Origin of the sequence: Marinimicrobium sp. UBA4509 (assembly GCF_002388575.1) — a bacterium.
Lineage (GTDB): Bacteria > Pseudomonadota > Gammaproteobacteria > Pseudomonadales > Cellvibrionaceae > Marinimicrobium > Marinimicrobium koreense.
Map to the genome: position 1 here is coordinate 3,767 of NZ_DGMV01000030.1, position 481 is coordinate 4,247.

1 protein-coding gene is annotated in these 481 nt (G+C 55.5%); it reads right to left on the bottom strand.

Annotated elements, in window-relative coordinates; genetic code table 11:
* Positions 1 to 27: 27 nt before the first annotated feature.
* Entirely contained in the window at positions 28 to 399 is a 372-nt protein-coding gene (locus tag B3520_RS03710) for a gamma-butyrobetaine hydroxylase-like domain-containing protein (RefSeq protein WP_123638376.1), read from the bottom strand.
* Positions 400 to 481: the final 82 nt, after the last annotated feature.

Genomic DNA, 481 nt, shown 5'->3' on the forward strand with positions numbered 1-481 from the left:
ACGCTTCGCTAATCCGACCTACCGCTACTACATCAATTTTACAATCTGTGTGTCGGGATCCCGGGATTTACCCTGTTGGTGTAAATCGTCCAGGTATTTCTGCCAATGGGTTTCTTTATTGACACATAAATCGTGCAGATAATCCCAAGTGTAGATGCCAGAATCGTGGCCGTCGTCGAAAACGATGTGCAGGGCGTAGTTGCCGGCTGCTTCGATGTGGGCAATGGCGACCTGTTTTTTGCCGAACGGGAGTTGCCCGCCCTGACCGTGATGGCCGCGCACTTCGGCGCTCGGCGAGTGGACACGCAGGTACTCGGCGTCCAGGCGGTAGTTTTGGTCGCCGTAGGTGAGTTCCAGTTGGCGGGATTTCTTGTGGAGCAGGATTTTGTCGGGCGTCATGTAGATGGTCCTGTGGTTTAGGTGCCTCTAGCGCCGGGTCGATCCCCGGGGTGTTGTTGCAAGACACGCCGTGAACCCATCC